This window comes from Pigmentiphaga sp. (assembly GCF_019689535.1).
GTDB lineage: Bacteria > Pseudomonadota > Gammaproteobacteria > Burkholderiales > Burkholderiaceae_B > Pigmentiphaga.
Map to the genome: position 1 here is coordinate 1 of NZ_JADGHH010000034.1, position 23,588 is coordinate 23,588.

25 protein-coding genes and 1 tRNA gene are annotated in these 23,588 nt (G+C 65.7%); 9 read left to right on the top strand and 17 right to left on the bottom strand.

The annotated features are described in order from the left end of the window. The 3 genes from IRZ12_RS04815 to IRZ12_RS04825 all read right to left on the bottom strand — a co-directional run. Window positions 1–565: ABC transporter permease (locus IRZ12_RS04815; RefSeq protein WP_296464908.1), on the bottom strand; the 565-nt coding region annotated here is incomplete at its 3' end. Between the two features lie 356 nt (window positions 566–921). Next, complete coding sequence (locus IRZ12_RS04820; protein WP_296464989.1) at window positions 922–1,677, bottom strand: Asp/Glu racemase; 756 nt, start codon at window positions 1,675–1,677, stop codon at window positions 922–924. A 21-nt stretch (window positions 1,678–1,698) separates the two neighbouring features. Continuing rightward, complete coding sequence (locus IRZ12_RS04825) at window positions 1,699–2,223, bottom strand: tripartite tricarboxylate transporter substrate binding protein (protein WP_296464912.1); 525 nt, start codon at window positions 2,221–2,223, stop codon at window positions 1,699–1,701. Between IRZ12_RS04825 and IRZ12_RS04830 the strand changes: the two genes are divergently transcribed. Then, entirely contained in the window at window positions 2,222–2,560 is a 339-nt protein-coding gene (locus IRZ12_RS04830; protein ID WP_296464914.1) for a TetR/AcrR family transcriptional regulator C-terminal domain-containing protein, read from the top strand. The two genes, IRZ12_RS04825 and IRZ12_RS04830, sit on opposite strands and share 2 nt — an antisense overlap. Here IRZ12_RS04830 and IRZ12_RS04835 read toward each other — a convergent pair. The 6 genes from IRZ12_RS04835 to rplU all read right to left on the bottom strand — a co-directional run bounded on the left by IRZ12_RS04835 (window position 2,509) and on the right by rplU (window position 9,154). After that, a complete protein-coding gene (locus IRZ12_RS04835; protein ID WP_296464917.1) occupies window positions 2,509–4,116 on the bottom strand; it encodes a glycerol-3-phosphate dehydrogenase/oxidase in 1,608 nt (535 codons plus the stop codon). The genes IRZ12_RS04830 and IRZ12_RS04835 overlap by 52 nt on opposite strands. Then, window positions 4,113–5,642 carry a glycerol kinase GlpK gene (gene glpK, locus IRZ12_RS04840; RefSeq protein WP_296464920.1) on the bottom strand — a complete coding sequence of 510 codons (1,530 nt, stop codon included), beginning with the start codon at window positions 5,640–5,642 and terminating at the stop codon, window positions 4,113–4,115. Before glpK ends, IRZ12_RS04835 begins: the two co-directional genes overlap by 4 nt. 232 nt (window positions 5,643–5,874) lie before the next feature. Continuing rightward, window positions 5,875–6,999 carry a glutamate 5-kinase gene (gene proB, locus IRZ12_RS04845; RefSeq protein ID WP_296464925.1) on the bottom strand — a complete coding sequence of 375 codons (1,125 nt, stop codon included), beginning with the start codon at window positions 6,997–6,999 and terminating at the stop codon, window positions 5,875–5,877. Between the two features lie 48 nt (window positions 7,000–7,047). Further along, window positions 7,048–8,181 (bottom strand): GTPase ObgE, encoded by a 1,134-nt coding sequence (gene obgE, locus IRZ12_RS04850; RefSeq protein ID WP_296464927.1) that lies wholly within the window; start codon window positions 8,179–8,181, stop codon window positions 7,048–7,050. Window positions 8,182–8,515: 334 nt separating this feature from the next. Further along, window positions 8,516–8,773: a 50S ribosomal protein L27 gene (gene rpmA / locus IRZ12_RS04855; RefSeq protein WP_296464929.1), complete on the bottom strand. Its 258-nt coding sequence runs from the start codon at window positions 8,771–8,773 to the stop codon at window positions 8,516–8,518. A 69-nt stretch (window positions 8,774–8,842) separates the two neighbouring features. Then, window positions 8,843–9,154 carry a 50S ribosomal protein L21 gene (rplU, locus tag IRZ12_RS04860; protein WP_296464932.1) on the bottom strand — a complete coding sequence of 104 codons (312 nt, stop codon included), beginning with the start codon at window positions 9,152–9,154 and terminating at the stop codon, window positions 8,843–8,845. A 346-nt stretch (window positions 9,155–9,500) separates the two neighbouring features. Between rplU and ispB the strand changes: the two genes are divergently transcribed. The 3 genes from ispB (at window position 9,501) to IRZ12_RS04875 (ending at window position 11,159) form a co-directional block, all read left to right on the top strand. Then, the gene (ispB, locus tag IRZ12_RS04865) at window positions 9,501–10,466 is read left to right on the top strand and encodes an octaprenyl diphosphate synthase (protein WP_296464935.1); all 966 of its coding nucleotides are present in this window, start codon (window positions 9,501–9,503) and stop codon (window positions 10,464–10,466) included. Window positions 10,467–10,523: 57 nt separating this feature from the next. Then, window positions 10,524–10,600, top strand: a tRNA-Pro gene (locus IRZ12_RS04870). A 124-nt stretch (window positions 10,601–10,724) separates the two neighbouring features. Beyond that, window positions 10,725–11,159 (top strand): secondary thiamine-phosphate synthase enzyme YjbQ, encoded by a 435-nt coding sequence (locus IRZ12_RS04875; protein ID WP_296464939.1) that lies wholly within the window; start codon window positions 10,725–10,727, stop codon window positions 11,157–11,159. A 22-nt stretch (window positions 11,160–11,181) separates the two neighbouring features. Here IRZ12_RS04875 and IRZ12_RS04880 read toward each other — a convergent pair whose 3' ends face one another. Both IRZ12_RS04880 and IRZ12_RS04885 read right to left on the bottom strand, forming a co-directional pair. Next, window positions 11,182–11,760 (bottom strand): CNP1-like family protein, encoded by a 579-nt coding sequence (locus IRZ12_RS04880; protein ID WP_296464943.1) that lies wholly within the window; start codon window positions 11,758–11,760, stop codon window positions 11,182–11,184. 104 nt (window positions 11,761–11,864) lie between these two features. Beyond that, a complete protein-coding gene (locus IRZ12_RS04885; protein ID WP_296464946.1) occupies window positions 11,865–12,443 on the bottom strand; it encodes an RNA pyrophosphohydrolase in 579 nt (192 codons plus the stop codon). 83 nt (window positions 12,444–12,526) lie between these two features. Between IRZ12_RS04885 and IRZ12_RS04890 the strand changes: the two genes are divergently transcribed. After that, window positions 12,527–14,269 (top strand): proline--tRNA ligase, encoded by a 1,743-nt coding sequence (locus tag IRZ12_RS04890; RefSeq protein WP_296464949.1) that lies wholly within the window; start codon window positions 12,527–12,529, stop codon window positions 14,267–14,269. Window positions 14,270–14,317: 48 nt separating this feature from the next. On the opposite strand, the gene IRZ12_RS04895 is transcribed toward IRZ12_RS04890, so the two are convergent. Beyond that, complete coding sequence (locus tag IRZ12_RS04895) at window positions 14,318–15,268, bottom strand: tripartite tricarboxylate transporter substrate binding protein (protein WP_296464953.1); 951 nt, start codon at window positions 15,266–15,268, stop codon at window positions 14,318–14,320. 166 nt (window positions 15,269–15,434) lie between these two features. Between IRZ12_RS04895 and IRZ12_RS04900 the strand changes: the two genes are divergently transcribed. Further along, on the top strand, window positions 15,435–16,328 hold the full coding sequence (locus tag IRZ12_RS04900) for an SMP-30/gluconolactonase/LRE family protein (RefSeq protein WP_296464958.1): 894 nt from the start codon (window positions 15,435–15,437) through the stop codon (window positions 16,326–16,328). Between the two features lie 12 nt (window positions 16,329–16,340). Here the strand turns inward: IRZ12_RS04900 and IRZ12_RS04905 are convergent, their stop codons facing one another. The 5 genes from IRZ12_RS04905 to ffh all read right to left on the bottom strand — a co-directional run bounded on the left by IRZ12_RS04905 (window position 16,341) and on the right by ffh (window position 21,395). Continuing rightward, on the bottom strand, window positions 16,341–16,976 hold the full coding sequence (locus IRZ12_RS04905) for an ABC-type transport auxiliary lipoprotein family protein (protein WP_296464961.1): 636 nt from the start codon (window positions 16,974–16,976) through the stop codon (window positions 16,341–16,343). Further along, the gene (locus tag IRZ12_RS04910; protein ID WP_296464964.1) at window positions 16,973–17,911 is read right to left on the bottom strand and encodes an MlaD family protein; all 939 of its coding nucleotides are present in this window, start codon (window positions 17,909–17,911) and stop codon (window positions 16,973–16,975) included. The genes IRZ12_RS04905 and IRZ12_RS04910 overlap by 4 nt, the downstream gene beginning before the upstream one ends. Window position 17,912: 1 nt before the next feature. Beyond that, window positions 17,913–18,707: an ABC transporter ATP-binding protein gene (locus tag IRZ12_RS04915; protein WP_296464966.1), complete on the bottom strand. Its 795-nt coding sequence runs from the start codon at window positions 18,705–18,707 to the stop codon at window positions 17,913–17,915. Then, the gene (locus IRZ12_RS04920; protein ID WP_296464969.1) at window positions 18,701–19,897 is read right to left on the bottom strand and encodes an ABC transporter permease; all 1,197 of its coding nucleotides are present in this window, start codon (window positions 19,895–19,897) and stop codon (window positions 18,701–18,703) included. The genes IRZ12_RS04915 and IRZ12_RS04920 overlap by 7 nt, the downstream gene beginning before the upstream one ends. 79 nt (window positions 19,898–19,976) lie before the next feature. Then, window positions 19,977–21,395, bottom strand: coding sequence for a signal recognition particle protein (gene ffh / locus IRZ12_RS04925; protein WP_296464972.1), 1,419 nt, complete (start codon window positions 21,393–21,395; stop codon window positions 19,977–19,979). 24 nt (window positions 21,396–21,419) lie between these two features. On the opposite strand from ffh, the gene IRZ12_RS04930 reads away from it, so the two are divergent. Genes IRZ12_RS04930 through ampD form a run of 3 tightly spaced genes read left to right on the top strand, consistent with a single transcriptional unit; the run spans window position 21,420 to window position 23,154 of the window. Continuing rightward, window positions 21,420–22,271: an inner membrane protein YpjD gene (locus tag IRZ12_RS04930; RefSeq protein WP_296464975.1), complete on the top strand. Its 852-nt coding sequence runs from the start codon at window positions 21,420–21,422 to the stop codon at window positions 22,269–22,271. A gap of 44 nt (window positions 22,272–22,315) precedes the next feature. Further along, window positions 22,316–22,561: a PP0621 family protein gene (locus tag IRZ12_RS04935; protein ID WP_296464981.1), complete on the top strand. Its 246-nt coding sequence runs from the start codon at window positions 22,316–22,318 to the stop codon at window positions 22,559–22,561. Further along, on the top strand, window positions 22,558–23,154 hold the full coding sequence (ampD, locus tag IRZ12_RS04940; RefSeq protein WP_296464984.1) for a 1,6-anhydro-N-acetylmuramyl-L-alanine amidase AmpD: 597 nt from the start codon (window positions 22,558–22,560) through the stop codon (window positions 23,152–23,154). The genes IRZ12_RS04935 and ampD overlap by 4 nt, the downstream gene beginning before the upstream one ends. Window positions 23,155–23,588 lie beyond the last annotated feature (434 nt).

The window sequence follows — 23,588 nt, forward strand, 5'->3', positions numbered from 1 at the left end:
TCAGGGACATGACGCTGCCCACGACGGGATGCATGTCGCGATATCGCGTGCAGAATATCGCGACCACCAATCCGATCCACAATAAATTCACCGATACCAATAACAACCCAGGAATCGCCCAAAATATATTGAGGTTGACGGATTTACCCAGGAGCACCATGACCATCGGATAAATCAATATGTTGTGCCCGAGGATAATGAACTGACGATAAATTACCCTCAGCACGAAAATCGTCAGCGGTAATTTGACCTGCTTCAGATAATGGGCCGACCCGGAGAAGGCATCGCAAAACTCGTTGATGCTTCCCGACATGAATGCCCAAAATATCAGCCCCAACGCGAGATGGGGAATGAACTCACCCGGGGAACGTGCGAACAGCGCCCCATACAAGGGCCCCATCGCGGCCACCGTGACGGCCGTGCTGATGGTAATCCAAAGGGGGCCTAGGGCCGACCGCCTGTATCGGGTGCGGATATCCTGCCACCCCAAGGCGGTCCAGAAATAACGATCGCGAAAAGCAGCGGTTATGTCGACGATTGCTTCAGATAAATTCACCAGGAACACCGTTTCACTCGACGCCCTGCGGGGACGCCGGTCCGTTGACGAATTCTAGCCCCATGGCAAGGACACATCTGCTCAAAGTAGCCACGGAGGTGTGCAAATGTAAACTCCCCCGCAGGAAAGCAAAAGGGCTTCAAACCAGTGCTTGAAGCCCTAAGGATTATGAAGAGCGGCCCCTCCCCCGAGGGGGGTGCGCCCAAGTCTTGGATCAACGGTCGATTATGGCAGTGGCCATGGGCAGTGTCAAAACCGCGCCGGCGTCACGCGCCTGAAATATTCGGTTGAATTCGCATTCAATTTGTCGCGGGGAAGTTGGCGCTCACAAACTTGCGAAGTTGCAGGGTAGAGCCCCGCTTGCGTCAGCGAGAAATCCCGCCCAATAGCGCGCCGGCACCCGGCACGACCGGCTCCAGCTCCAAGCGATCGAGCATGGCGCGAACTGTACAGACGGCGGTCGATATGACGGGGATGCCGAGGCGATCCTGCACCGGCTGGATCGCAGGCAAGGAAGGCATTTGCACGCACGCCGATAGCACGACGGCATCGACGTTGCGGGTATCCAGGCGCTCGACGTCCCGCACCAATTGCATGGGGTCGCGCAGCCCCACTTCGAGGTTGTCCGGGATCTCAAAGCTCATGGCATCCACGACCTCAATGCCCTCGCTTTCAATGTATTGAACCACGAGCTCCGTCAGAGGCCGCATGTACGGCGCCATCAACGAGATGCGCCGGGCCCCCAGCTCCTGCAACCCCTCGATCAGCGCGCCGGCCGAGGTCATGACCGGCGCACTGCAGCCATTGGCGCGGGCCACCTCCGCCAGCTCGCTTTCGGTCTGGCGGTGGTAGCCCGGGCCCATCGCCATGATGGCGACAAGGCAGGCGGTGCTCATGACGTCGACCCGCGCATCAGCCAGCTCTGCCGCGCAACGCAGGCCTTCGCGGTTCATGGCCTCGAGTTCTTCCTTGACGACCTTGTGCATGCGCATCCGGCTCGAATGGAAGGTGAAGCGCTCAGGCCGGACGGCTTCGCGGGCGCGCAGCATGGCGGGGATTTCCGTCTCCATGGTGGTATTGGAGCTTGGGACGATCTGGCCGATGCGATAGGGACGAGACATCATGGCATTTCCTGTTTGGGGCTAGTCGAGAGAAATGGCTGCCTGCTTAACCACTGAGTCGAAACGCAGCGTATCGCCTTGCATGGCCTGGGCGAGGTCCGAGGCTGACGCCGGCCAAGCCTCGAAGCCGAAGGTATCGAACTGCTTGCGTACGTCGGGTTCGACCACGGCCTGGGCGACGGCCTGGTTGATGCGGTCGACCACGGCTTGGGGCGTGCCCTTGGGCGCGAACATCGCGACCCAGGTCTTGAGCTCGAAGCCTGCCGGCCCGCCCGCCTCGGCCACGGTGGGAATACTGTCGTATTGCGCCAGCCGCGAGGGGGCCGCCAACGCCAGCAGCTTCACTTTCTTGGCCTGGTAAAGCTGCGCGACGGTGGCGGCAGTGCCGAAGGCCCAATCCACTTCCCCCGTCGCGACGGCCGTATAGAGCTGCGGCAGCTCCTTGAAGGGAACGTGCGTCATCTGCGTGCCGGTCTGGCTCTGGAACATCGAGGCACCGATGTGGGCGACGCTGCCCATGCCCCAGGTGCCATAGGTCAGATCCATGCAATCGGCGCGACGCAGCGTGCTGGCCGACTTCAGCGATGTGATCGAACGCGGCATCGAGCTCGGGCACTTCCGCATGGTTGACGCGCACGTAGCAGCGTTCAGCCTGATCGGCATGTGCAATTGGACGGCTTGGTGGTTCAAGCCGAGCGGACGGCTGAGCAAGGAGGAAGTAGCCGAGGCCATCGCGGACCTCGCCGTCCACGCGCTACGGCGGGACGAAACGCGACGCGCCCGCACCCCCGACGTCAAGGAATCGCTGCGCTTGCTGCGCGAAGACCTGGCCTACCTGGAGAAACTGGTGCTGCCGGACGAGTCGCCGGACCAGCGCAAATAAGACGCCGCCAATTCGCGGAACGCGGCCACGCCTGGGTCTCGGCCGGTCTCTTCCTGCAGCAGGCGGCCAACCTCGTCCGCAGCCTCGAGCGCCAGCCGCACGTCTAGGAACAGCAAGCGTGAGCGCCGGGCAAGGACGTCCTCCACCGTGCGGGCGTACTCATGGCGCGCCGCAAACCGCACCATGGCCTCGGTCAATCCACATCCCAGGTCGCGTTCTGCGCCTGGCAGCGCCAGCACGGCCTCCTGTTCGCTGCCATACCCCCGGATGCCCGGGCCGTCACCCAAGCGGCGCCGGCCGGATGCGGCGCCCACCAGAGGCCAGTCGGAGGTCAGGCTGGGCTTGTTCGTTTTCAGCAGTCCCGCATCGATGCATGCGTCCACGGCATCTTCGGCCATGGCGCGATACGTCGTCCACTTGCCCCCGGCCACCGTCACCAGCCCGTCACGCTCGACGCGCACCACATGCTCGCGGCTGATGTTCTTGGTACTGGTGAAACCGTCGGTCCGTACGAGCGGACGCAACCCTGCCCAGGCGCTCGAGACATCTTCCACGCCGGGCGGCTTGGCCAAGTACCGGGCAATCTCGCCGAGCAGGAAATCCACTTCGAGCGGCAAGGGCCGTGGCTCGATTTCGGCCGCCGGGCGCGGGGTATCGGTCGTGCCGATGATGGTCTTGCCCATCCACGGCAAGGCGAACAGCACGCGGCCATCGCGGGTGCGGGGCACCAGCAGCGCCCGGTCGCCCGGCAGGAAACTCCCGGGAACCACGACGTGGGCACCTTGGCTGTACGTGATCATGGGTTCGGAGGGGGCGGACTCCCGGCCGAGCGCGCGCACGGCATCCACCCAGATGCCCGCCGCGTTCACGACGCAGCGCGCGCGCACCGCATAACTCCTGCCCGTCTCGCCGTCCTCGCAGCGCACGCCAACCACCTGGCCGCCCTCCCGCACGATCGCCGTGACGCGGCAATAATTGAGCAGCAGGGCACCTGCCCGCGCGGCGGTGCGGGCCAATGCGATCGCCATGCGCGCATCATCGAACTGGCCGTCCCAGTATTCGACTCCTCCACGAAGCCCGTCGGCGCGCAGCGCCGGCTGGCGCACCAGCGTCTCGCGAGGGTCCAGCCACCGCGTACGGCCGAGGCCGGCCTTGCCAGCGAGCACGTCGTACAACACCAACCCCAGGCCGTAGAAAGGCTTCTCGCCCAGGCGATACGCCGGAACCACGAAGGGCAGCGGCTGGGCCAGGTGGGGTGCATTGCGCAGCAGGACCTGACGCTCGCGCAGTGCTTCCCGCACGAGCGCGAAATTGCCTTGGCCGAGGTAACGGACGCCGCCATGGACGAGCTTGGTGGCGCGCGACGAGGTGCCTTTTGCGAAATCCTGCGCTTCGAGCAACACGACCCGCAGGCCGCGCGTCGCGGCATCCAGCGCGACGCCCAGGCCTGTCGCCCCCCCGCCTATGACCGCCAGGTCGTAATCGACCGGTTCCGCGAGGCGCGCCAACAAGGCGGCCCGGTCGGTACGCGCGGGCTGGGGAACGCTCGCGCTCACCGCCTCGCCCACGCCCGGGATCGGGCCACGGCTTCGCGCCAACGCTCGACCTTGGCACGACGCGCGGTTTCGCTCATGGAGGGCTCGAATCGCCGGTCCACTTCCCACTGCGCCGATATCTCGGCTCCGTCGGCCCAGAACCCGGTGGCCAGCCCGGCAAGATACGCGGCGCCTAGCGCCGTGGTCTCGGTGATCCCGGGCCGCACTACCGGCACGCCGAGGAAGTCCGCCTGCATTTGCATGAGCAAGTCGTTGCTGCATGCGCCGCCGTCGACGCGCAATTCGCGGATGGCGAGGCTGGAATCCCCCATCATGGCGGTGAGCGCATCGGTTGCCTGCAAGGCAATGGACTCCAGCGCGGCCCGGGCAATGTGCGCACGCGTGGTGCCCCGCGTCATCCCGATCAGCATGCCACGCGCGTAAGCGTCCCAATCGGGCGCACCCAAGCCGGCGAACGCCGGGACGAGGAACACGTCGCCAGTATCGGGCACGCTGGCCGCGAGCGCTTCGATCTCCGACGCGCTCGATATCATCTTCAACCCGTCGCGCAGCCACTGGACGGTTGCCCCGGCCATGAAAACCGAAGCCTCGAGGCAATAGGCCGTGCGCGTGGCGGGGTCGGCCGAAGCCGGCCCCTGCCATCCCACCGTGGTCAGCAGTTTGTTGCCGCTCGGGATGGGGGTGGCGCCGGTATTCATCAACATGAAGCAGCCGGTGCCATACGTATTCTTGACCATGCCGGGCGCAAAGCACGCCTGGCCGAAGGTGGCGGCTTGCTGGTCGCCCGCCACGCCGGCGATGGGCACGGACGCGCCGAACAGCTCGGGCTCAGTCTCGCCCAGCACGGCACACGATGGCACGACAGCCGGCAGCACGCTGGCCGGGATGTCGAACAGCTCGAGCAGCTCCTCGTCCCATTGCATGCGATGCACGTCGAACAACATGGTGCGCGACGCGTTGCTGACGTCCGTCGCATGAACCCGCCCGTTGGTCAGCTTCCAGATGAGCCAGGCATCGACCGTGCCGAACGCCAATTCGCCGTTGCGCGCACGCTGGCGCGCGCCGGGTACGTTGTCGAGCAGCCACTGCAGCTTGGTCGCGGAGAAATAAGCGTCGAGCACCAACCCCGTCTTGGCCTGGATCAGCGCCTCCTTGCCCTCGGCCCGGAGTTGGTCGCAGCGCTCCGCCGTACGCCTGTCCTGCCAGACAATCGCGTTGGCCACCGGCCGCCCCGTGGTGCGATCCCACAGGATCGTGGTTTCCCGCTGGTTGGTGATGCCAATGGCGATGGCTGGCGCCCGCGAATAGCCGTTGCCCACCAGGGACGTCGGCGCACGCGCGAGGCAGGCGCGCGCAACCGCCAGCTGCGATTGCCAGATCTCTTCGGGATCGTGTTCGACCCAGCCGGGCCGGGGGAAAAACTGCGGGAACTCCTTCTGGGCCAGGGCGACGATTTGCCCGGCATGGTCGATCAATAGCGCGCGCGAACTGGTCGTGCCTTGATCCAGCGAGAGGATGTAGCGCATGCGTCTGCCCGTAAGAACCTGCGATGTAGCGGCACGGTGACGGGACGCGGACGATGGCCGGCAGCCCCGCTCAAGCGTAGCCAGCGGGAAACCCTCGCTTCCATAGGGATATCCCCCCAAGGACAGCTGCCCGTTTTCTACTCTGCCGCGCTCGAATGCGCAAGATCCAAGTGCCGCCCGCTCCCTCCGCGCCGGCGGGCGGCGGCGGAAAAACGAAGCGCCCTGGCGCCGCTCAGCGTATGACCATGTTGTCCCGGTGCATCAGCTCGGGCTCTTCCATGCTGCCCAGCAGGGCCTCGATCTGGCTCGAGGGGTGGCGCATGATGCGCCGCGTGGCACCGGAGGAGTAATTGATCAGGCCGCGGGCGAGCTCCCTCCCAGACTCGTCCACACAAGCCACGACGTCGCCCCGGTCGAACTCGCCTTCCACGGCGATCACGCCGATGGGCAGCAGGCTCTTGTTGTCCCGCGTCAGGGCCAAGGCCGCCCCGGCATCCACTGTCACGCGTCCGCGCAGCTGCAGGTGGTCGGCGATCCACTGCTTGCGGGCCGACAAAAGCGGCATGGAAGCACGCAATTCAGTGCCGATGCACTCGCCTTCGGCCAAGCGCACCAAGACATCGGGTTCGCGGCCGGAGGCGATGACGGTATGTGCCCCGCTGCCGGCCGCCCGCTTGGCGGCCAGGATCTTCGTGAGCATGCCGCCCTTGCCGAGGCTGCTCCCGGCCCCGCCGGCCATGGCCTCCAGCGCAGGGTCTCCGGCCTGTGCGTGGGACACGAACTGGGCGTCCGGATGCTTGCGCGGGTCTGCCGTATACAGGCCCGCCTGGTCCGTCAGGATGATCAATGCATCTGCTTCGATCAGGTTGGTCACGAGCGCGCCCAGCGTGTCGTTGTCGCCGAATTTGATCTCGTCCGTGACCACCGTATCGTTTTCGTTGATGACGGGCACCACGCCCAGGCGCAGCAGGGTGAACAGCGTCGAACGGGCGTTCAGGTAGCGGCGCCGGTTCGAGAGGTCGTCATGCGTGAGCAGGATCTGCGCCGTCTGCAACCCGTACTGGGCGAAGCTGCTCTCATAGGCGCGGGCCAGGCCCATCTGCCCGACCGCCGCAGCGGCCTGCAGTTCCGGAACCAGGGTGGGACGCTTGTCCCAACCCAGGCGCAACATGCCTTCGGCGATGGCGCCGCTGGAAACCAGCACGACCTCCTTGCCGAGCGCCCGCAGCCGCGCGATCTGCTCGGCCCAGCGCGCGAGGGCGCGCCTGTCCAGGCCGCGCCCCTCGTCGGTGACCAACGAGGAGCCGACTTTGATCACGAGCCGCCGGGCGGCGGCGATCACGGAAGGGGTATTCATCGAGAACCGTGAGCGAATAAGGTGAAAATGGCCGCGGGGATGAAAAAGTCAGTCGTCGTCGCCCTCGGCCGGGGCATCGTCGACTTCCGTCCCTTCGACGGACGAAGCGCGGGCATCATCGCCGCTCGCAGGCCGGGAGGCAAAGCGGGGATCGTCGTCGAACCCCCGCTCGGCATCGCGCTGCGCGTCCAGCCAGTTCTGGACGGCCCACACCAGTTCCTGGGTCCCGTCCCCGGCGAGGGCAGAGATGCAGAAAACCGGGCCGTCCCAGCCCAGCTCCAGGCAGAACGCTTCCTTCAGCCCCTGTGGATCGTCCACCATGTCGATCTTGTTGAGCACCAGCCAGCGCGGCTTTTCGTAAAGGGCCGGATCGTAGCGGCGCAGCTCCTCGACGATCGCCCGCGCTTCATGGATAGGATCGACGGCGGGATCCACGGGCGCCACGTCCACCAGGTGCAGCAGCAGCCGGGTGCGAGACAAGTGGCGCAAGAATTGGTGGCCCAGGCCGGCCCCTTCCGAAGCGCCTTCGATCAGCCCGGGAATGTCGGCAATGACGAAACTGCGCTCAGCATCCGTGCGCACCACGCCCAGGTTGGGATGCAGCGTCGTGAACGGGTAATCGGCTACTTTGGGCCGCGCGTTCGATACCTTGCGGATCAGCGTAGACTTGCCGGCGTTCGGCATGCCGAGCAAGCCCACGTCGGCCAGCACCTTGAGCTCCAGCCGCAGCTTGCGGTGTTCGCCCGGCCGGCCGTGCGTGAACTGGCGCGGCGCGCGATTGGTGCTGGACTTGAAATGCAAGTTGCCCAGCCCACCGGCGCCGCCGGCCGCCAGCACAACCTTTTGGCCATGGGTGGCCAGGTCGAACAGCAGCTCGTTGGTTTCCGCATCGTAGATCATGGTGCCGACGGGCATGCGCAGCGTAATGTCGCGCCCGCTCGCCCCGTACCGGTCCGAACCGCTGCCCTGCTCCCCGTTCTGCGCCCGGTGCACGCGCGCGTAACGGTAATCGATCAGCGTGTTGATGTTGCGATCGGCCACGGCGTACACGCTGCCGCCCCGGCCGCCGTCCCCACCGTCGGGACCGCCGAAAGGAATGAATTTCTCGCGGCGAAAGCTCGCCACGCCATTGCCGCCTTTGCCGGCAATCACTTCGATGGTGGCTTCGTCGACGAATTTCATAGAGAGAGGCCCATCTCTCACCTCGCGCCACGCCGCGCGAACAGCCGATGCGGGCAGAGCGGTGAAGCCGGCGCGCGGGCTCCCGGATCGGGCGGCGCCTGGAGATGGGACTTTAGCGTCCTTGCAAACAGACTTGCGATGATAATAAAAAAACGCCTCCGCGCTCAGGATGGCGCGGCGGCGCTGTTCTCGTCGAGGCGGTTTCGCGCCTCGGAGCTACGACTCAGGTCGGCGAGCGTCCTGTCCAGAGCAGCGCAACCACCGCTCCGACTCCCCCCGCCCTCTCAAGCTCCCCGGCAGGCCGGGATCGCGAGTCGCAGGCAGGGGAAAAGGATTACACCGGCTCGATGGAAACGGTCTGCTTGCGCAGAGCGCCCTTCACGCCGAACTGCACCCGACCGTCGACCAGGGCGAACAGGGTGTGGTCCTTGCCCACGCCGACGTTGACGCCGGGATGGAAACGCGTGCCACGTTGACGCACAATGATCGATCCGGCGGAGATCACTTGACCGCCATAGGCCTTGACACCCAGGCGTTTCGCTTCGGAATCACGGCCGTTCCGGGTGGAACCGCCGCCTTTTTTCTGTGCCATGCTTGCACTCCTGCTTGTTCAGTTACCGATTCTTGACTACTTCCGACGGCCGGCCGGGCCGGCCCGCGATCAGGCGGAAATGGTGCCGATCTGGATTTCGGTGTAGTTTTGACGGTGGCCTTGGCGCTTCTGATAGTGCTTGCGCCGACGCATCTTGAAGATACGGACCTTGTCGTGGCGACCGTGCGCAAGAACCTTGGCCGTGACCACGGCACCGGACAGAAGGGGCGTGCCGACCTTGAGTTGATCGCCTTCGCCCACTGCCAGGACCTGGTCCAGCGTGATTTCTTGCCCAATGTCTGCCGGTATCTGTTCTATCTTGAGTTTCTCGCCGGCGGCAACGCGATACTGCTTTCCGCCGGTTTTTATGACCGCGTACATGGGATGACCTCTTAGGTACAAAGAACTACGGCAGGGAAAGGGAATGCCCCCAGGCCGTAAAAAAAGAATCGCCACAGCCCCAAGGAACCGATCGCGCTTGCAAGACAAGCTGACAAGCGGGATAGGAAAGGAAGGCTGAACTCTAGAAAATAACACTAATTTGCGTGTTGCGTCAAGCCATCGGCCGCAAGAGCTTCTGCCTCGTATAATCTGTGGCTGCCGGGAAAAACGCCTTGCCCGGCGTTGTGCGGCGGCCATCGTGGCCCGGCGCGCACCGCCGGCCCTTCGTATTTCGGCATTGTCGCACCCCCTGGCTGCGACCAGCCAGTTTACCCACGGATTCCCCTTGAGCCTGCCGACCCTGTTCGCCCCCATCGCCGACGACATGAAGTGCGTCGATGCCGTCATCCGGGCACGCCTCGACTCCGACGTCCCGCTCATCCGCACCATCGCCGACTACATCATCGGCGCAGGCGGCAAGCGGATGCGCCCGGCCCTGCTCTTGATGATTGCGCGCGCCCTGGGTTACGAAGGGCAGCAGCACCACTTGCTGGCTGCGGTCGTGGAGTTCATCCATACCGCCACCCTGCTCCACGACGACGTGGTCGACGAATCGTCGTTGCGGCGCGGGCGCGCCACCGCCAACGCGGTGTTCGGCAATGCAGCCAGCGTGCTGGTGGGCGATTTCCTGCATTCCCGCTCGTTCCAGATGATGGTGGAAACGGGCTCGGTGCGCGTGATGCAAATTCTCGCCGATGCGACCAATGTCATCGCAGAAGGCGAAGTGCTCCAGCTGCTGAACGTGCACGACCCGCTGGTGACCGAGGAACGCTACTTGCAGGTGGTGCGCTACAAGACCGCCCGGCTGTTCGAGGCCTCGGCCCAGCTCGGCGCGGTCCTGGCGGGCGCCACGCCGGAGCACGAAGCCGCGGCAGCCGAGTACGGGCGCCGCGCGGGCACGGCCTTCCAATTGATCGACGACGTGCTGGACTACAGCGGCGACACCGAGGCGCTGGGCAAGAACCTGGGGGACGACCTGCGCGAAGGCAAGCCGACGCTGCCGCTCATCCGCCTGCTCGACGTCGGCACGCCGGCCCAGCAGGCGCTGGTGCGCACCGCCATCGAAAAAGGCGAAGGCGATTTCGCGGCCGTGGCCGCCGCCATACGCGAATCGGACGCGCTGGATTACACTCGCGCCCGGGCCGAACGGGAAGCCCAAGCGGCAATCGCCGCGATTTCCGGGTACCCCGTTTCCGCTTTTCGAGAATCTCTGTTAGAATTCTGCGCTTTCGCGATAAACCGAGATCGCTGAAAGTAAAATGCGGCTTTGCGCAGGCGCACGAGCCTGCAAGAAGCCGGAAAGTCAAGTCGGGGCGTAGCTCAGCCTGGTAGAGTACTGCGTTCGGGACGCAGGAGTCGGAGGTTCGAATCCTCTCGCCCCGACCATTCATCTGGTCGGACAAGCCTGTCTCAGGCACGCAAGCGCACAGTTCAAACTGTGCGTTTTTTGTTTCCGGCGCCAGCCCCGAGCGGCAGAATAGGGAAAAAGACTCCCCCACGCCCGCAACCCATGAAACCGTCCCCCGCCTCCGTCCTCCAGCACAGCTTCACCATCGAGACGCCGGGCCGCGGCTTTACCGAAATCACCGAACACGTCCGGCGCCTAGTACGCGCCAGCGCCGTGCAGGCCGGCCTGGCGCACATCTTCACCCGCCACACCAGCTGTTCGCTGCTCATCACCGAAAATGCCGACCCTGACGTGCGGAAAGACCTGGAACGCTACTTCGGGCGCCTGGTACCTGACGGCGATCCCATGTACGCGCACGATGCGGAAGGGCCGGACGACATGCCCGCCCACGTACGGGCCGCCTTGACGGCAGTCAGCGTGACGGTGCCCGTGGCCGGCGCCGACCTGGCCCTGGGCACCTGGCAAGGGATTTACCTGTGGGAACACCGGCTACGGCCGCATAGGCGGCACGTCGTCGTGACCCTGGTGGGATGCTGAGGCGCCGCAAGGCGCCCCGCCTTCAGAGGGAATTGCGCCCGGCCAAGCCGTCGGCGTAGCGCTCCCAGTTGCGCAACCGGTAGACCAAGTCGGCGGGCGTCTGGCCGGCCGGCGCACCGCCGGAGCAGAACACGCCATTGCGAAGCACGTGCTGGACAGTACCCGGAATCAGGTCGCGCCAGTCGTCATGCACGGCGCGCTGCCAGCCGGCGCCGGGGCGGTACAAGGCCACGGCACGCCATTCGCGCCGGCCGCAGCGCACCGATTCATAGGAAATATTCTCGGCACCCAGGTCGCTCACGGCGCGCAAGGTGTAGCGCACGATGAGGCCGGGCGCGATCTCGATCGAGCGCGGATCCACCCCGAAGCGGAAGTGATCGGTGCGGGACAGCGGCTCGATGGGCAATACGTCCTTCTCGGTCGGCACGGGAGGCAGCTTGGACCGCAAGGCTTCCCAGCCGGCGTCCGGTAGATTGCGCTGGGCGTCGATGTCGTCGAGCAGGTAGTTGCCATCGCGTGGCTGGCTGCCGCAGCCGGCCACGGCGGCGGCCACGCACGCGGCCCCGATCCAAGCAAAAGTCCGGTTTACGGATCGCGCCAAGCGCTTTCCGTGGAAATCACTATGCATCATCCTCTTCCACTACGAGTCGGAACCCCGACGATACCCGAATCCACGCCGGCCCGCCCCGGGCCCCGTAGGGAAGATCAACCTTCGTGGGCGTCCCCAGGCAGGACAGGCGCCGGCTGCGGCTCGACCGGGCCGCGCCGGTGGGCCCCCACGTGCTGGCGCAGATAGCGGGTTTCGTGATTGCGGCGGAACAGCACCGTCGCCAGCTCGTTCAAGGCGAGCGTGTACACGTCGCGCTTGAACTCGATCACGGAATCCAGCGGCACCCAGTAAGAGCTCCAGCGCCAAGCGTCGAATTCGGGATGCGGCGACGCGCGCAGGCAGACATCGCTGTCGCGGCCCAGCATCCGGAGCAAGAACCAGATCTGCTTCTGCCCTTTGTAGTGCCCCCTCCACTCGCGTCGCACGAAGTGTTCGGGCACGTTATAGCGCAACCAGTCGCGTGTGCGACCCAATATCCGGACATGCTCGGGCCGGAGGCCCACCTCTTCATGGAGCTCGCGGAACATCGCCTGGACGGGGCTCTCGCCGTACTTGATGCCGCCCTGCGGAAACTGCCAGGAATGTTCGTTGACCCGCTTGCCCCAGAAGACCTCGTTCTTCTGGTTGACGAGGATGATGCCGACGTTGGGACGGTAACCTTCACGATCCAGCATGAGCCACCCCAGCGATTCTCATACAATTGAGTCGATTATAGGCCCAGGGGGCCAAACCCGTATCCATACACGTGAGCAACGCAATGCGCGCATCGCAGTTCCATATCGGCACCCTCAAGGAAGCCCCGTCCGACGCCGAAATCGTCAGTCACCAACTCATGACCCGCGCGGGTATGATCCGCAAACTCGCCGGCGGAATCTATACCTACATGCCCCTAGGCCTGCGCGTGATCCGCAAGATCGAAGGCATCATCCGCGAGGAAATGGACCGGGCGGGCGCCCTGGAGCTGCTGATGCCGGTGGTCCAGCCTGCCGAGCTCTGGATGGAGTCGGGCCGCTGGGAGCAGTACGGCCCCGAGCTACTTCGCATCAAGGACCGCCACGGGCGGGATTTCGTCCTGCAGCCGACCTCGGAAGAGGTCATCACTGACATCGCGCGCAACGAAATCCACAGCTGGCGCCAGCTTCCCAAGAACTTCTATCACATCCAGACCAAGTTCCGGGACGAGCGCCGCCCCCGCTTCGGGGTGATGCGCGGCCGCGAGTTCACGATGAAGGACGCCTACTCCTTCGACCGGGACGAGGCCGGCGCCCAAAAGAGTTACGACGCCATGTACGAGGCCTACGTGCGGATCTTTACCCGCATGGGGCTGACTTTCCGTGCCGTGGCGGCCGACACCGGATCGATTGGCGGCTCGCGCAGCCATGAATTCCAGGTCATCGCCGACACGGGTGAAGACCTCATCGTCTACAACCCTGCCACCCAGTACGCCGCCAACATCGAGCTGGCCGAGGCGCCCTGCCTGATTGCCCAGCGGGCCGCGCCCAGCCAGCCCATGCAGAAAGTGCCGACGCCGGGCAGGACCAAGTGCGAGGCGGTGGCCGAGCTCCTGGGCCTGCCGCTGACCAGCCACGTCAAATCCGTGGTGCTCGCGGTCGAGCCGGAGGAAGCCGGCCAGCCCGTGCAAATCTGGCTGCTGCTCCTGCGCGCCGATCATGAGCTCAACGAGATCAAGGCTGGCAAGATCCCCGGCCTCGACCGCGGCTACCGTTTCGCCACCGACGCTGAAATCGTCGAGCATTTCGGCTGCGTGCCCGGCTTCATCGGGCCGGTCGGCACCGCCAAGCCGGTCAAGATCGTGGCCGACCGGACGGTCGCCAACATGCACGACTTCGTGACCGGGGCGAACGAAGCCGACCACCACTACACCGGCGTCAACTGGGGGCGCGACCTGCCCGAGCCCGAGCTCGTCGCCGACTTGCGCAACGTCGTCGAAGGCGACCCGGCCCCCGACGGCACCGGCACGCTGTCCATCCAGCGGGGCATCGAAGTGGGCCACGTATTCTTCCTCGGCACCAAGTACTCGGCGGCGCTCAAGGCGACGTACCTGGACGAAACCGGCAAGCCGGCGCTGATGCAGATGGGCTGCTACGGCATCGGCGTCACCCGCCTGGTGGGGGCCGCCATCGAACAGCATCACGATGCCCGGGGCATCATCTGGCCGCGTGCGCTGGCGCCGTTCGAGGTGGTCGTATGCCCGGTAGGCTGGGGCAAGAGCGAGGCAGTGCGCGAAACGGCGACGCGGCTCTACAAAGAGCTCAAGCAGGCGGGCGTGGACGTCATCCTGGACGACCGCGACGAGCGCCCGGGCGTGATGTTCGCGGACTGGGAGCTCATCGGCGTGCCGGTGCGGGTCACCGTCGGCGACCGAGGCCTGAAGGACGGCGTGATCGAAATCCAGGGCCGGCGCGAAGACGCTGCATCCAAGGTGCCCGCCGCCGATGGCCTGTCCGCCGTGCTGGCCAAGCTCGGGCAAGCCAACTAATCCTTCCTCCCCGGCAGCGCGAGAGCGCGCCGCCGGGGACGGGGCCGGCTATTCGCTCCGGATGTTGCGCGCCTTGATGACTCGCTCCCACTTGCTGCGCTCGTTGGCGATGAAGGCGGCGAACTGGGCGCGCGTCATGCCCGTGTCGACCAGCCCCGAATCGCGCATGTAACGCTGCACGTGCGGCACTTTCAGCGCCTCGGATACGTCACGGTGGATTTGATCCTTCACGGCATCCGGCGTGCCGGCCGGCGCGAAGAAACCAAACCAGCTGCCTGAGACCACCCCCGGCAGCCCCGCCTGGGGGAAGGTGGTCAGGTCGGGCGCTTCGACCAAGCGCTCCTCGGCCGCCACGGCAATGGCGCGCAACTTCCCCTGCTTGACCAGGGCAAGCGAAGCCGGGAAGTGAAACATCGCGTTCACGTGCCCGGCGAGTAAATCGGCCAAGGCCGGGCCGGCCCCCTTGTACGGCACGTGCAAGATCGGGATCCCGGCTTCCGAAGCCAGCAGCTCCGCCGTCAAATGGGGACTAGACCCGTTGCCGGTCGAAGCGAACTTGAGCTCCCCCGGATGTGCCTTGGCGTACGCGAGCAGCCCAGCTACGTCCTGCACCGGGACGCTGGGGTGGACGTACAAGACATTGGCGGCCGTGCCGCCCATGGCCACCGGCGCAAGCGCGTCAGGCTCATAAGGCAGCGACTTCATCAGGATCTGGTTGGTCACGAATCCCGTGCTGGTAAAGAGCAGGGTATGGCCGTCGGCTTCGGCCCGTGCCACTTGCGCCGTCCCTATCGTCGTGCCGCCCCCGCCCCGGTTCTCGACCACGACGCTCTGCTTCCACTTCTTGCCGAGCTCGGTCGCCAATTGGCGGACCAAGCCGTCGGTCAAGCCGCCGGGCGGGAAAGGCACCACGATCTGCACCGTGCGGGCGGGGAAATTTTCCGCCTGGGCCGGCGCCATCGGGGCCATGCCAACCCATGCCGCCAACGCGGAAACCACCCAACTTGCGCCTGGGCGCCACGACCGAGTCCTGCCAGAACCATTCATTTGCTGCGTCCCCTCTGTATATGATGATTATCGAGCACGCATTATTCGCCAATTAATTGATTCGATCAACTAACTGGTTGATAATATCCACAATTTGTGGCCAACTGGAGGAGCAGCAATGGGCACGTCGACGGGAGATCGCTACGAATGCGTAGTGGCAGGCGCGGACATACTTGGTGAAGTGCCCATGTGGTGCGACCGCACGCGCCTATTGTGGTGGGTGGACGTGCGCCGCGCGGCGCTTCAGTCCTACGACCCGGCGACCGGCCGCCACATGGCGCGGCGGGTCGCCGAAGGCATGCTGATCGGTAGCATGGCGATGCGCCGCGACGGCGGCTTCCTGTTGGCGACCAACTCGGGGTTCTATACCTACGATCCCGATGCCAACGAGCCGCCGCGGCCGCTGTTCAACCCCGAGCCCGACCTGCCCGGCAACCGGCTCAATGACGGACGATGCGACCGGCGCGGCCGCTTCTGGGTCGGCAGCATGGTCGATGCCGAGCGCATTCCTGGTGGGAAGCTGTACTGCCTGGAACCGGACCTGCGCTGCCGGACCATACTGGAAGGCATTGTCGTGCCCAACTCCATCGCCTGGAGCCCGGACGATCGCACCATGTATTTCGCCGACACGCACCGTCAATTGATCTGGGCGTTCGACTACGACCCGGACGACGGCGTCGTGACCCGCCAACGCGTGTTCAAGGACTGGAGCCACCAAAAAGGCCGCCCCGACGGCGCCGCCATCGACGAAGACGGCTGCCTCTGGACCGCCATGGTCGCGAGCGGCCAAGTCATCCGGCATACGCCCGATGGCGAGGTGGACCGCGTGATTCAACTACCCGTGTCCAATCCGACGTGCCCCGCCTTCGGCGGGGACAACTTGGACATCATGTTCGTCACCAGCCATTCGCAGCGCCTGGGAGACCAATTGTCGCGGGAACCGCTCGCGGGCGGCCTGTTCGCCATCCACACCGGTTGCCGCGGGCTGCCCGAACCGCGCTTCGCGGGCTGACCGGAACCGGAATCAGCGCAGCGGGACGGCAGGCTCCGCCGGACGCTCCTGGGCCGCCGCCCAGTCCGCGACCTGCCGCGCAACGGCATCCGCCGCCCGGCCGAAGGCATCCACGACGAAGGGCACGCCCGTCCCGTCCGACCGTTCCGAGACCTCGAAGGCGCGCGAAGCCACGATGCGCCGCGAGGCGGGGGCCACCAAGTGCGCCTGCAGCGCAATGACGGCATAAGGCTCGCCCCCGCGGTATTCGCTGTGGAAGGCCCTCAGGTCGGTATCCAGCTCGAGTTCAGCCTGAACGTTGCTGTCCGAAGTCGTCACGTTTTGGAATCGACCGTTGGCGCGCAGGGCTTCGGTGAGCCTGTCGCGCATCATGACCGGCGGGATGTCGGCCCATCGCGCCCCGGCGTAGCTGCTGATGCGGTTGGCTTCGGCGATGACGGCGATGCGTGGATTTTCCAAGCGATACGTGGTGTTCGGCATCGTCACCCGCAGCGTTCCCCGGCCGTTGGTGGATGCAGGCGGCGGCGTCAATGCCGACGGCAGGCGATAGACGTCGACGGCACGGCGCTCGGGCAACACCGAGCAGGCCGCGATCCACGACAACGCAGCGATGGCGGCCAGTCGGCCGGCACGGCGGACAGGGATCATGGGGTGAACTCCTTGGGCTGTTCGCGGCCCAGCAGGTAATCGGCCGGGTTATCCTCCAGGCGCCGGGTAATGGTGCGCAGCGACGCCAAGGTCGAGCGCAACTCTCGCAGGGCCGCGCCGAGCTCGTTGAGGCTTTGCGCGCCATTGCTGATCGCGCCGCGATTTTCCTGGACCAGCGCATCGATGCTGGCGCCCGCGCGCGCCAGGGACTGCATGGCCTCCTGCGCGCTCGTCATCGTGACGGGCCCCTGCTCGGCGACCAGGCGGTCGGCATGGCCCACCAGCGCGGAAGTGCGCTGCAGCGCTTCATCGGCCTGGCGGCTCACCCGCGACAGGCTCTGCACCAGTGCGGCGAAATCCTCGCGCTGGGCGGCGATCGCACCGGTCGCCTCTTCCAAATTCCGCAGCACGCGCGTGAGCTGCTGCGCGTTCTCGTCCGACAGGATGCGCCGCGAGCTTGCGACCAGCTCATTGATATTGAGCATCAAGTCTTCTCCGCCGGCCAACAATTGGTGCAAAGGCGACGGCGAGGCGATGATTACAGGCACCTCGTTTTCCTTGCCGACCAGGGGCGGGCTCTCCGGCGTCCCGCTGCCAAGCTGGATGACAGCGGTGCCCGTCACGCCGGTCAGGCGCAGCTGGGCGTTCGTGTCTTCCTTGATCGGCACATCGCTGCGGATCCGGATGCGCGCCACGACCTTGCGCGGATCGGCCGGGTCGAGTGCCAGCCGGGCGACGTCCCCGACCCGGATGCCGTTGTACATGACGGCGCTCCCTACCGAGAGCCCGTTCACCGCCTCATTGAAAACGACGTCGAATTCAGAAACCTTGGCGTTGGAATGGGTCTTCGCCAGCCACAGCGCGAACAATAGCCCGGCGGTGACCGCGACGAGGACGAACAATCCGATGACGACGTGATGCGCGCGTGTTTCCATCTCATTCATCCATTCGAACGGCGCGGGTCGAAGCATAGGCCGCCGCGCGGGCGCGGGGCCCCTGGAAGTATTCCTGCACCCACGGATCGGCGACGCGCTCGACGACGTCGAGCTGATCGGCCACCAGCACCTTTTTCTGCGACAGGACGGCGACCCGGTCGCAGATCGTATAAAGCGTATCCAGGTCATGGGTGACCAAGAACACCGTCAGTCCCAGCGCATTGCGCAAGGTCAGGATCAATTGGTCGAACGCACCTGCGCCGATGGGATCCAAGCCCGCCGTCGGCTCGTCCAGGAACAGCAGGTCGGGGTCGAGCGCCAATGCGCGGGCCAGTGCAGCGCGCTTGACCATGCCGCCTGATAGGGAGGCAGGATATTTGTTCCCGGCGTCGGCCGGAAGCCCGGCCAGCGCCAGCTTCATGCGTGCCAGGCGCTCGGCCTCGGCGCGTGGCAGCCGGGCATGCTCGATCAACGGCAGCGCGACGTTCTCCGCCACGGTCAGGGAGGAAAACAGCGCGCCGCGCTGGAACAGTACCCCCATGCGCCGCTCCAGCCTCGAGCGCGGCCCGGCAGGCAAGGCAGTGAGGTCCTGGCCGAAGACGTGGACCGCGCCCGCGGTGGGTCGCCGCAGGCCCACGATAGAGCGCAGCAGCACCGACTTCCCCGAGCCGGAACCGCCGACGACGCCAAGGATTTCCCCCCGGTAGATATCGAGGTCCAGGTCGCGATGGACGACCTGCCGGCCGAACTGGTTGACCAAGCCGCGCACCTGGACCAGGGGCGTCCCGCTTACCATCCCATCTCCATGAAGAACAGGGCCGCCAGCGCGTCGAGCAAAATGACCATGAAAATGCACTGCACCACGCTGGAGGTCGTATGCTCGCCCACTGACTGCGCGCTACCCGCGACCTTGAACCCTTCCAGGCAGCCGATGACGGCGATGATGAAAGCAAAGACGGGCGCCTTCACCATGCCCACGAAGAAATGGCGCAAATCCAGGTGCTCGCGCAGGATGCCGAGAAACATGGCGGGCGGAATGTCCAGGCTGATGGCGCACACCGCCATGCCCCCCGCGATGCCGGTCAGCATGGCAAGAAAGGTGAGCAGCGGCAGCGAGATCAACAGCGCCATCACGCGCGGCAGGACCAGCAGATTGACCGGATCCAGTCCGAGCGCGCGTATGGCATCGACTTCCTCGTTGGCCTTCATGGACCCGATCTGGGCCGTGAACGCGCTGGCAGTCCGCCCGGCCATCAGGATGGCCGTCAGCAGCACGGCGAACTCCCGCAGAAAGGCAAACCCCACGAGGTCGACGGTATAGAGGGTCGCGCCGAAGTCGCGCAATACCGTCGCGCCCAGGAACGCCACGACCGCGCCCACCATGAAGGTCAACAGCGCGATGATGGGAACCGCATCCAGGCCGGTCTGCTCGATTTGCGCGACGGTCGCGGTAATGCGCCAGCGGCGCGGACGGACGGCAGCCGCCGCCAGGGCCTGCAAGGTCAACCCGATGAACCCCAGGAGGCTGACCGCGTGCGCCCAGACGACTTCGGCTGCCCGGCCAATGCGGCCGAGCAGCTCGCGCATCGTGCCTTCGCGGCGCGGGGTCGTCGCTTCGGCCGCATCTGCGGCCGCCGAGGCGACGGCAAGCAGTAATGCACGGCGGGCGGAATCCAGCCCTGCCTCCGCTTCTACGCACCGGGCCAGCTTTTCCGGGCCTACGGCTTGGACCAGCAACGCAGCGCCGGCGGTATCGATCGCGGTGAGTCCCTGCAGCGCCAAGCTAGCGACGTTTTCCGCTTGCACGCGATCGAGTTGCGCACGCAACCAGGCATGGTGCACGAGGGTCCAGTCGCCGCGCACGACCAGCCGCCCGGGTGCGGACGCATCCCACCCCAACTCCCCGGGCCACCCGGCCTGCCCGTGCGGGCCACCGGTGGGAGAGGCGCCAGCGCCCTCCCCGACGCGAGAGTCCGCCTTCGTCATATCGCGGACACCGTGCACACGCAGAGAACCCTCTCTATATATATTGAGTTATTGCCGCCGCGCCTGCCGCTCTTCTTCCTTACTTGAAGCCGGGCAATCCTTTCATGCCCCGCAGGGCCTTCATGCCCCCCATGGCACGCATCATCTTGGCCATGCCGCCCTTTTTCATCTGCTTCATCATGGCCTGCATCTGCTCGAACTGCGACAGCAGGCGGTTGACCTCCTGCACCTGGACACCGGCGCCTGCGGCGATGCGGCGCTTGCGCGAGGCCTTGAGGATTTCGGGCTTGCTGCGCTCCAGCTCGGTCATGGAATTCAGGATGCCCTCCATGCGGCGGATCTGCCGGCTCGCCTGCTTGGCATCGACCTGCGACGCCGCCTGCGCAAATTGCGCCGGCAGCTTCTCGAGCAGGGAGCCCATGTCGCCCAAATTCTTCATTTGCGCGATCTGGGCGCGAAAGTCGTTGAGGTCGAACTTGTCGCCCGACTTGAGCTTGGCGGCGAGCTTCTGTGCCTCGTCGACGTCGATGGCGCGCTGGGCCTCTTCGACCAGAGACAGGATGTCGCCCATGCCGAGGACCCGTTGCGCCATGCGCTCGGGGTGGAAGGGCTCCAGGCCGGCCAGCTTTTCCGACACGCCGACGAACTTGAGCGGCTTGCCCGTCACATGGCGCACCGACAGCGCCGCCCCGCCGCGCGCGTCGCCGTCGAGCTTGGTCAGTACCACGCCGGTGAGCGGCAGGGCGTCGTTGAAGGCCTTGGCGACATTGACCGCGTCCTGCCCCAACATGGCATCGACGACGAACAAGGTCTCGATGGGGTTGAGCAGGGCGTGCAGGGCCCGGATCTCGTTCATCATTGCTTCGTCGATGCCCAGGCGCCCGGCGGTATCGACGATCAGCACGTCATAGAAATGACGGCGGGCATGGTCGATCGCCTGGCGGGCGATCTCCTCGGGAGCCTGGTCGGAGGACGAAGGCAGGAAGTCGACGCCAGCCTGGGCCGCAACGGTCTTCAACTGATCGATGGCCGCCGGACGGTAGACGTCGGCGCTGACCACGAGCACTTTCTTCTTGCCGGTCTTGCGCCCGTTCTGGACATGGCCGCCCTCGGCCAGCCAACGCGCCAGCTTGCCGGTGGTGGTGGTCTTGCCCGAGCCCTGCAAGCCCGCCATGAGGATCACCGCCGGGGGCTGCTGGGCCAGCGAGAGCTCGCTCGCATACGGACCGAGGTCGCCTCCCATCAAGGCGGTCAGCTCTTTGTGAACCACGCCGACCAAGGCCTGGCCGGGCGTCAGGCTGCCCATGACCTCCTCGCCCAACGCCTTTTCCTTGACCTTGGCGATGAATTCGCGCACGACAGGCAGCGAGACGTCCGCCTCGAGCAAGGCCAGGCGCACCTCGCGCAGCATTTCCTGCGTATTCGCCTCGGTCAGCCGGGCCTCTCCCTTCAGGGTTTTGACGACGCGGGACAGCCGGGCGGTAAGGTTATCGAGCATGAATAGGATCGCTTACACTTCCATATGGATATGGGAATTGTATTGCACGCACTGGCCTCGGCCGGTTACGCCTTGTTGACGGCGCTCGCGTGGCGAGCCGTCTCCTTGCACCCCGAAACCCGGACGGGCTTGGTCGAACGCCTGGGGCTGGCGCTGGTGCTGGTCGCGCACGGCTGCGCGGTCCAGCAAGCCATGCTTGGCGATGGTCACTTGCGCCTGGGCTTTGCCCTCGGGATCTCCGCCGCGCTACTGCTGGGACTCATCGTCTACTGGGCCGAAAGCCTCTGGGTCGCCATCGACGGGTTGCGGCTCTGGCTCATGCCGCTGGGCGCAGTCGGCACGCTGGTCGTCGTACTGTTTCCGGAAGGCCGGGTGATCGCCCATGCCGACAGCGGCTGGCTGCGCGTGCACCTCGCCCTCTCCATGGCAGCCTACAGCATGATCACCATCGCCTCCCTGCACGCGCTGCTGATGGCCTCGGCAGACCGCCGGCTGCACGACATCTCGGCCAGCGCGCCGCCCGAGCGGGGCCACGCGGCGCGAGTGTATGCGCGCCTCCTGGACGCCGTGCCCCCCTTGCTGGTGCTCGAGCGCCTGCTGTTCCGCCTGATCTGGATAGGCTTCGTGCTGCTGACGCTGGCCGTGATCACCGGCATCGTCATCTCGCTGTCTCTCTCGGGCGTCGTGCTGCCGCTCGATCACAAGACCATCTTCACGCTGTTGTCATGGATGACATTCGGCACGCTGCTCCTCGGCCGCGAGGTCTGGGGATGGCGCGGGCGCATCGCGCTGCGCTGGACGCTGGTCGGCTTTGCGTTCCTGCTGCTGGCCTATACGGGCACCCGCTTCGTGCTCGAGTTCATCTTGAAGAAGTAACCGGGTAGCGCCCTCGCCAACCGCCGTCAGGACTCTGTTCGCCCATGGGCAAGCTTCTCTTCTGGGTTTTTGTCATTTTGGTCGCGCTGCTGGTGGCACGCATCGCGGCTCGAAGCGCTGTGAAAGGCCAGCGCCGTGCCGCCCGGCGAGCCGATGCCACGCGCTTTCCCGCCGACGGGATGGTCCGCTGTGCTCATTGCGGCATTCACTTACCTAGTTCGGAAGCCGTCCGGCGCAAGGGCTACAACTATTGCACGCTCGCCCACTCGCTCAAGGGGCCGGGCAGATGACGCCTTTCGACACGCCCGCCCGGCTCGATCCGCACGGCTGGCTCGAACACCCGGCGGTCCGCATCGTGCCCTCGCCGAACGTCGACGACAGGCCGGCCGGCACAGAGGTCTCGCTGTTGGTGCTGCACAATATCAGCCTACCCCCGGGCGAGTTCGGCGGCCCCTACATCGAGTCCCTGTTTACCAACACGCTCGATTGCGACGCCCATCCCTGGTTCGGGTGCCTGCGCGGCCTGAAGGTCTCGGCCCATTTCCTCATCGACCGTGGCGGGTCCGTCATCCAGTTCGTGAGCACCGAGCGACGCGCCTGGCATGCCGGCGTGTCGTTCCACGATGGCCGCGAGCGTTGCAACGATTTTTCGATCGGCATCGAGCTGGAAGGTTGCGACACGGTTCCCTTCACCGACGCGCAGTACCGCGCGCTCGCCTGGCTCACGCCTGCCCTTCGCGCCCGGTATCCGCTGACGGCCGTGCGCGGCCACGAGCACATTGCGCCCGGCCGCAAGACCGACCCCGGCCCGGCTTTCGATTGGCAGCGCTATGGCCGGGAGACCGGCTGGGACGCATTGCCCCCCCCGGGCGGGCAATCCTGATCCGGCGCTGGCGACACGACGGGCGCTGCGGCACAGCCGCAATGGGCTTGGCCTGAGCCGGTCCCGGCGTTGCCGGGATTCCCCTGGGTCGATAAGAGAACCACGCTCGCCCGAACGGGCGCCTCGCTCCCGACACCTGTAGAATCTCGCCCTCGCTCAAGAGCGTGCCGACGCCGAGCCGCTGTTTCACGCATCGCAAAGGCCGCAGTTCACGCGCCCTTCGTGCCCCTTCTTGCGTGAAACATGCATGGTTGCTGGCTGTCTAAAAACAGAGGTCCGAATTACCTATACGAGCGGCGGACTCTCTCCGCCTGCAACATTTTGACACTTGCCGTACAATCTGCACCCCCCTAGAATTAGTGGCTCGCAGGCCGCACACCACTAGATGTAGTGGCCGCACCCCATGGGAGGGGAAAACATGGCTTATCCAAACC